The sequence below is a fragment of the Stenotrophomonas mexicanensis genome, from assembly GCF_032911605.1.
GTDB lineage: Bacteria > Pseudomonadota > Gammaproteobacteria > Xanthomonadales > Xanthomonadaceae > Stenotrophomonas > Stenotrophomonas maltophilia_A.
The window spans coordinates 1-7,841 of sequence record NZ_JAWJTG010000078.1 but is presented as its reverse complement, the minus strand read 5'-3'; the positions used below and the strand labels follow the sequence as shown (position 1 = coordinate 7,841).

Here is a 7,841-nt window from a genome sequence, read left to right as displayed (position 1 = left end):
CGTGACCGATGGTGCCGACGTTGACGTGCGGCTTGGTGCGCTCGAACTTACCCTTTGCCATTGTTCTATACCTTGATTGTTCGTAAGTGGTTTCAAGAGAGGCTGAGCGAGGCTCAGCCCTTCTTCATGACGGCTTCGGCGATGTTGGTCGGAGCCGGCTCGTAGTGATCGAATTCCATGGTGAAGGTGGCGCGGCCCTGGGTCTGCGAACGCAGCGCAGTGGCGTAGCCGAACATTTCACCCAGCGGGATCATCGCGTTGATGATCGAAGCGGAGCCGTCACCGGTGGTGTCGGAACCCTGCAGCACGCCGCGACGACGGCTGACGTCGCCCATCACGTCACCCTGGTAATCCTCCGGGGTCACGATCTCGACCTTCATGATCGGCTCCAGCAGCACCGGCTTGGCCTTGGCGAAGCCCTGCTTGAAGGCCATCGACGAAGCCAGCTTGAACGCCATTTCCGAGGAGTCGACGTCGTGGTACGAACCGAACACCAGCTTCACCTTGACGTCCACGACCGGGAAGCCAGCCAGCGGACCGCTGGTGATGGTTTCGCGCAAGCCCTTTTCAACCGACGGAATGAATTCCTTCGGGATCACGCCGCCGGTGATGTCGTTGATGAACAGGAAGTCGTCCTTGATGGCCGGAGCCAGCTTCGGATCGGCACGGTCGGCAGCGGTGATCGGCGACAGTTCGATCACGACGTGACCGTACTGACCCTTACCACCGGACTGCTTGGCGTGCTTGTAGTCCGACTTGACGTCGGCCAGGGTGATGGTTTCGCGGTAGGCCACCTGCGGCGCGCCGACGTTGGCTTCAACGTTGAACTCGCGCTTCAGGCGGTCGACGATGATGTCCAGGTGCAGCTCGCCCATGCCCGAGATGATGGTCTGGCCGGATTCTTCGTCGGTCTTGACGCGGAACGACGGATCTTCCTGCGCCAGACGGCCCAGGGCCAGACCCATCTTTTCCTGGTCCGACTTGGTCTTCGGCTCGACGGCCATCGAGATCACCGGCTCCGGGAACGTCATGCGCTCCAGGATGATCGGGGCGTCCACGGCGCACAGGGTGTCACCGGTGGTGGTGTCCTTCAGACCCACGGCAGCGGCGATGTCACCGGCCAGAACTTCCTTGATTTCCTCGCGGTTGTTCGAGTGCATCTGCAGGATGCGGCCGATGCGCTCCTTCTTGCCCTTCACCGAGTTCAGCACGGTGTCGCCACCGTTCAGGGTGCCCGAGTAGACACGGAAGAAGGTCAGCGCGCCGACGAACGGGTCGGTGATGATCTTGAAGGCCAGCGACGAGAACGGAGCCTTGTCGTCCGACTTGCGGGTCATTTCGACGGTGTCGTCGTCAACGTCCACGCCCTTCACGTCCGGCACGTCGACCGGCGACGGCAGCAGCTGGATCACGCCGTCCAGCATGGCCTGCACGCCCTTGTTCTTGAAGGCCGAGCCGCAGTACATCGGCACGATCTCGGTGGCCAGGGTGCGGGTACGCAGCGCGTTGATGATTTCAGCCTCGGCCAGCTCTTCGCCGCCCAGGTACTTTTCCATCAGCTCTTCGCTGGCTTCGGCAGCGGTCTCGACCATGAACTGGCGAGCCTCTTCAGCCGGGCCCTGCAGCTCGGCCGGGATTTCACCGTATTCGAACTTCATGCCCTGCGAAGCCTCATCCCAATGGATGGCCTTCATCTTCAGCAGGTCGACGACGCCCTTGAAGTTGTCTTCAGCGCCGATCGGCAGCTGCATCGGCACGGCAACCGCGCCCAGCTTGGCCTTCAGCTGGCCGACGACCTTCTGGAAGTTGGCACCGGTGCGGTCCATCTTGTTGACGAACGCGATGCGCGGCACGTGGTACTTGTTGGCCTGGCGCCACACGGTTTCCGACTGCGGCTGCACGCCACCGACGGCGCACAGGACGAAGACGGCACCGTCGAGCACGCGCAGCGAGCGCTCCACTTCGATGGTGAAGTCGACGTGCCCGGGGGTGTCGATGATGTTGAAGCGGTGCTCCGGCAGGGACTTGTCCATGCCCTTCCAGAACGCGGTGGTGGCAGCGGACTGGATCGTGATGCCACGCTCCTGCTCCTGCTCCATCCAGTCCATGGTGGCGGCGCCGTCGTGCACTTCACCGATCTTGTGGCTCTTGCCGGTGTAGAACAGGATGCGCTCGGACGTGGTGGTCTTGCCGGCATCGATGTGAGCCATGATGCCGAAGTTACGGTAACGCTCGATGGGAGTGGAACGGGCCACGGGAGCCTCTCAGATTTCTTGGATTTCGGATGGCCGAACGCCGCCTTTCGGCGGCCTTCGGATTGGCGCAGTCCTTCTGGGACCGCGAGGCAGCACGCACCGAAGTGGTGCTGCCCTGCCTGTTTTACAAGGCCGTCAAACTCACCAGCGGTAGTGGGCGAATGCCTTGTTGGCTTCGGCCATGCGGTGGGTTTCTTCGCGCTTCTTGATGGCGCCGCCACGGTTTTCCGAGGCGTCGATCAGTTCAGCAGCCAGCTTCTTCGGCATGGTGTTCTCACCACGCTTGCGCGCGGAGTCGATCAGCCAGCGCATGGCCAGGGCCATCTTGCGCGACGAACGCACTTCGACCGGCACCTGGTAGGTGGCACCACCGACGCGACGCGACTTGACTTCGACCGCCGGAGCGACGTTGTCCAGAGCCTTCTGCACCAGTTCAATGGCGTTGGCGCTGCTGTTCTTCTCGGTGATCACGTCCATGGCGCCGTACACGATCTTTTCGGCGACGGACTTCTTGCCGCTCTGCATGACCATGTTGATGAAGCGGGCGATGGTTTCGCTTCCGTGCTTCGGATCGGGCAGGACGGAACGCTGCGGAGTATTACCCTTACGCGACATAGTGCTCTCTCCTTATGCCTTCGGACGCTTGGCGCCGTACTTGGAACGGGCCTGGCGACGCTTGGCAACGCCGGCGGCGTCGAGCGAGCCACGAACGGTGTGGTAACGCACACCCGGCAGGTCCTTGACGCGACCGCCGCGGATCAGGACCACGGAGTGCTCCTGCAGGTTGTGGCCTTCACCACCGATGTAGGAAATCACTTCTTCCTGGTTGGTCAGGCGGACCTTGGCAACCTTGCGCAGAGCCGAGTTCGGCTTCTTCGGAGTGGTGGTGTAGACACGGGTGCAGACGCCACGGCGCTGCGGGCACTTGTCGAGCGCCGGCGAGGCACTCTTGTAGGTGGTCGCTTGCCGCGGCTTGCGGACCAGCTGGTTGATCGTCGCCATCAGTAGGTTCTTCTGATTGGTGGCCGGAAAATCCGACCAGAGATGCGGAAATGTTAAAGCAGGCCAAAATTCTGGCCTGCTGAGACAGACGATTGTAGCAACCTGCCAGGAAAGCAGTCAAACGCCTCCTGTCAAGCCCGTTCCTGATCCCGGAACGTTACTGGGGGGCCTCCATGTACCCCGTTCAGGTTGGCCGGGTCGATCGCGGACGATCTCCCCTGCCCTTTCCCAATCCCATCGATGGACCGATGGGGTGGTCCGGCCTAGCGGCCGGACCGGATACCTCATTCTTCGCCCGAGGCCTGTTCAGCTTCGGCTTCAACCACCGGTGCCTCGACCGCAGCCGGGGTGCCGGCCAGAGTCTGCATTTCCGACTCGGTGAGACCGGAAGCACCGCGACGGCGGTTGCTGTGGTACGCCAGGCCGGTACCGGCCGGAATCAGGCGGCCCACGATGACGTTTTCCTTCAGGCCACGCAGGTTGTCCGAGGTGCCGCGGACGGCCGCTTCGGTCAGCACGCGGGTGGTTTCCTGGAACGACGCGGCCGAGATGAACGATTCGGTCGCCAGCGAGGCCTTGGTGATACCCAGCAGGACCGGATCGAAGTGCGCCGGCAGCTCGTTGCGGGTCGACAGGCGCGCATTCTCCTCGATAACGCGCTGACGCTCCACCTGTTCGCCGTTCAGGAACTTGCTGCTGCCCTGGTCGGTGATCTCGACCTTGCGCAGCATCTGGCGGGTGATCACCTCGATGTGCTTGTCGTTGATCTTCACGCCCTGCAGGCGGTACACGTCCTGGATTTCCTTCACCAGGTAGGCCGCCAGCGGTTCGACACCCAGCAGGCGCAGGATGTCCTGCGGGCTCGGCTCGCCGTCCACGATGGTTTCACCCTTGGTGACATGCTCGCCTTCGAACACGATGACCTGGCGGTACTTCGGGATCAGCTCTTCGTGCTCCGAACCATCGGTGTCCTTGATGATCAGGCGCTGCTTGCCCTTGGTGTCCTTGCCGAAGCTGATGATGCCCGAACGCTCGGCCAGCACCGCCGGATCCTTCGGCTTGCGCGCTTCGAACAGATCGGCCACGCGCGGCAGACCACCGGTGATGTCGCGGGTCTTCGACGCTTCCTGCGGGATCTTGGCGACCACGTCACCCACGCCGACGGCAGCGCCATCCTGCAGGTTGACGATCGAGCGCGGCGGCAGCAGGTACTGCGCCGGCAGGTCGGTGCCCGGGATCGACAGGTCGTTGCCCTTGGCGTCGACGATGCGCACGATCGGGCGCAGGTCCTTGGCCTGGGTACCACGACGCTTCGGATCGGTGATTTCGCGCGACGCCAGGCCGGTCAGCTCGTCGGTCTTCTCGATGACGGTGATGCCGTCGACGAAGTCGATGAAGCGGATGAAACCGGCCACTTCCGACACGATCGGGTGGTTATGCGGATCCCAGTTGGCCACGGTCTGGCCAGCCTTGATCGCATCACCGTCCTTGGACGTGATGGTCGCACCGTACGGCAGCTTGTAGCGCTCACGCTCACGGCCGTGGGCATCGAGCACCGAGATTTCGCCCGAGCGCGACACTGCCACCAGCGAGCCATTGGCATGCTCGACGGACTTGAGGTTGCTGAACTTGACCGAGCCGGTGGTCTTGACGGTGATGTTGTCGACCGCAGCAGCTCGCGACGCCGCACCACCGATGTGGAACGTACGCATGGTCAGCTGGGTACCCGGCTCACCGATGGACTGGGCGGCGATGACGCCGACCGCTTCACCGATGTTGACCAGGTGGCCACGGGCCAGATCGCGGCCGTAGCAGCGACCGCAGACACCGAAGGCCGATTCGCACGAGATCGTCGAACGCACCTTGATGCTCTGCACGCCGGCGTCTTCCAGCTTGGCGACCCAGGCTTCGTCCAGCAGGGTGTTGCGGGTGACGATCGGATCTTCGTCGTTGCCCGGCAGGAACACGTCCTCGGCAACCACGCGACCCAGCACGCGATCCTTCAGCGGCTCGACCACGTCGCCGCCTTCCACGATCGGGGTCATGATCAGGCCTTCGGTGGTACCGCAATCCACCTCGGTGATCACCACGTCCTGCGCGACGTCGACCAGACGACGGGTCAGGTAACCCGAGTTCGCGGTCTTCAGCGCGGTATCGGCCAGACCCTTACGGGCACCGTGGGTGGAGTTGAAGTACTCCTGCACGTTCAGGCCTTCACGGAAGTTCGCCTTGATGGGCGTCTCGATGATCGAGCCGTCCGGACGCGCCATCAGGCCACGCATACCGGCCAGCTGACGGATCTGCGCCTGCGAACCACGCGCACCGGAGTCGGCCATGATGTACAGCGAGTTCATCGACTTCTGGTCGATGGTCTCACCCTTGGCATTGACGACCTTTTCGGTACCGATGGTGTCCATCATCGCCTTGGCGATGCGCTCGTTGGTGCGCGACCAGATGTCGACCACCTTGTTGTAGCGCTCGCCGGCGGTGACCAGGCCCGACTGGTACTGCTCCTGGATTTCCAGCACTTCGGCTTCGGCCTCGGTGAGGATGCCCTTCTTCTCGTCCGGGATCAGCATGTCGTCGATGCCGATCGAGACGCCGGCGCGGGTCGCGTAGGCGAAGCCGGTGTACATCAGCTTGTCGGCGAACACGACCGTGTCCTTCAGACCCAGCTGGCGGTAGCTGGAGTTGATCAGGCGGCTGATGTTCTTCTTGGTCAGCTCGGTGTTGGCCAGCGCGAACGGCAGGCCTTCCGGCAGGATTTCAGCCAGCAGGGCGCGACCGATCGTGGTGTCCACGATCGAGGTCTTGTTCTGCTTCACACCGTCTTCGTCGGTCACCACCTCGGTGATGCGGACCTTGACGCGCGCGTGCAGTTCCACCACGCGGTTGTCGTAGGCACGCTTCACTTCGGCGATGTTGGCGAAGGCCATGCCCTCGCCCTTCTTGTTTTCCAGCGAGCGGGTCATGTAGTACAGACCCAGCACGACGTCCTGCGACGGCACGATGATCGGCTCGCCGTTGGCCGGCGACAGGATGTTGTTGGTGGACATCATCAGCGCACGCGCTTCCAGCTGGGCTTCCAGCGAGAGCGGCACGTGGACGGCCATCTGGTCACCGTCGAAGTCGGCGTTGAACGCGGTGCAGACCAGCGGGTGCAGCTGGATGGCCTTGCCTTCGATCAGCACCGGCTCGAACGCCTGGATGCCCAGACGGTGCAGGGTCGGCGCACGGTTCAGCATCACCGGATGCTCGCGGATGACCTCTTCCAGGATGTCCCAGACTTCGGCCTCTTCGCGCTCGACCAGCTTCTTGGCGGCCTTGATGGTGGTGGCCAGGCCACGACGCTGCAGCTTGGCGAAGACGAACGGCTTGAACAGCTCCAGCGCCATCTTCTTCGGCAGGCCGCACTGGTGCAGGCGCAGGTACGGACCGACCACGATGACCGAACGGCCCGAGTAGTCGACGCGCTTGCCCAGCAGGTTCTGGCGGAAACGACCCTGCTTGCCCTTGATCATGTCGGCCAGCGACTTCAGCGGGCGCTTGTTGGTGCCGGTGATGGCACGGCCACGACGGCCGTTGTCCAGCAGCGCATCGACCGATTCCTGCAGCATGCGCTTTTCATTGCGCACGATGATGTCCGGCGCGCTCAGTTCGAGCAGGCGGCGCAGGCGGTTGTTACGGTTGATGACGCGGCGGTACAGGTCGTTCAGGTCGGAGGTCGCGAAGCGGCCGCCATCCAGCGGAACCAGCGGACGCAGGTCCGGCGGCAGCACCGGCAGCACGGTCATGACCATCCACTCCGGACGGTTGCCCGATTCCAGGAAGGCTTCGATCAGCTTGATGCGCTTGGTGAGGCGCTTGAGCTTGGTTTCCGAACCGGTAGCGGCGATTTCCTCGCGCAGGCGGGTCATTTCCGACTGCAGGTCGATGGTGCGCAGCAGTTCGTACACGGCCTCGGCGCCCATCGCGGCGTCGAAGTCGTCACCGTGCTCCTGGCGGGCCTGCAGGTACTGTTCTTCGGTCAGCAGCTGGCGGCGCTCCAGGGCGGTCAGGCCCGGCTCGGTCACTACGTAGGCTTCGAAGTACAGCACGCGCTCGATGTCGCGCAGGGTCATGTCCAGCATCAGGCCGATGCGCGACGGCAGCGACTTCAGGAACCAGATGTGCGCGACCGGCGAAGCCAGGTCGATGTGGCCCATGCGCTCGCGACGCACCTTGGCCAGGGTCACTTCGGTGCCGCACTTTTCGCAGACCACGCCGCGGTGCTTCATGCGCTTGTACTTGCCGCACAGGCACTCGTAGTCCTTCACCGGGCCGAAGATGGCGGCGCAGAACAGGCCGTCGCGTTCCGGCTTGAAGGTACGGTAGTTGATGGTTTCCGGCTTCTTCACTTCGCCGAAGGACCACGAACGGATCAGGTCCGGCGAGGCCAGCGCGATCTTGATCGCGTCGAAGTCCAGCGTCTGGCGCTGCTGGTTGAAGAGGTTGAGCAGGTCTTTCATGGTGTTCTCCAGAAGGAGGAATGCTGTGTCGATGGGCTTTCAGTTGACTGCCAGCGGGGGGGGGGGGGGGGGGGGG

4 protein-coding genes are annotated in these 7,841 nt (G+C 63.3%); all 4 read right to left on the bottom strand.

The features are described 5' to 3' along the window. Nucleotides 1-113: 113 nt before the first annotated feature. A complete protein-coding gene (gene fusA / locus R1L06_RS20205) occupies nucleotides 114-2,255 on the bottom strand; it encodes an elongation factor G (protein WP_005408207.1) in 2,142 nt (713 codons plus the stop codon). A gap of 141 nt (nucleotides 2,256-2,396) precedes the next feature. Beyond that, nucleotides 2,397-2,870 (bottom strand): 30S ribosomal protein S7, encoded by a 474-nt coding sequence (rpsG, locus tag R1L06_RS20200; protein WP_004145321.1) that lies wholly within the window; start codon nucleotides 2,868-2,870, stop codon nucleotides 2,397-2,399. 12 nt (nucleotides 2,871-2,882) lie between these two features. Continuing rightward, nucleotides 2,883-3,257 carry a 30S ribosomal protein S12 gene (rpsL, locus tag R1L06_RS20195; protein WP_004145320.1) on the bottom strand — a complete coding sequence of 125 codons (375 nt, stop codon included), beginning with the start codon at nucleotides 3,255-3,257 and terminating at the stop codon, nucleotides 2,883-2,885. A gap of 284 nt (nucleotides 3,258-3,541) precedes the next feature. Continuing rightward, nucleotides 3,542-7,765 carry a DNA-directed RNA polymerase subunit beta' gene (gene rpoC / locus R1L06_RS20190; protein ID WP_125895178.1) on the bottom strand — a complete coding sequence of 1,408 codons (4,224 nt, stop codon included), beginning with the start codon at nucleotides 7,763-7,765 and terminating at the stop codon, nucleotides 3,542-3,544. Nucleotides 7,766-7,841: the final 76 nt, after the last annotated feature.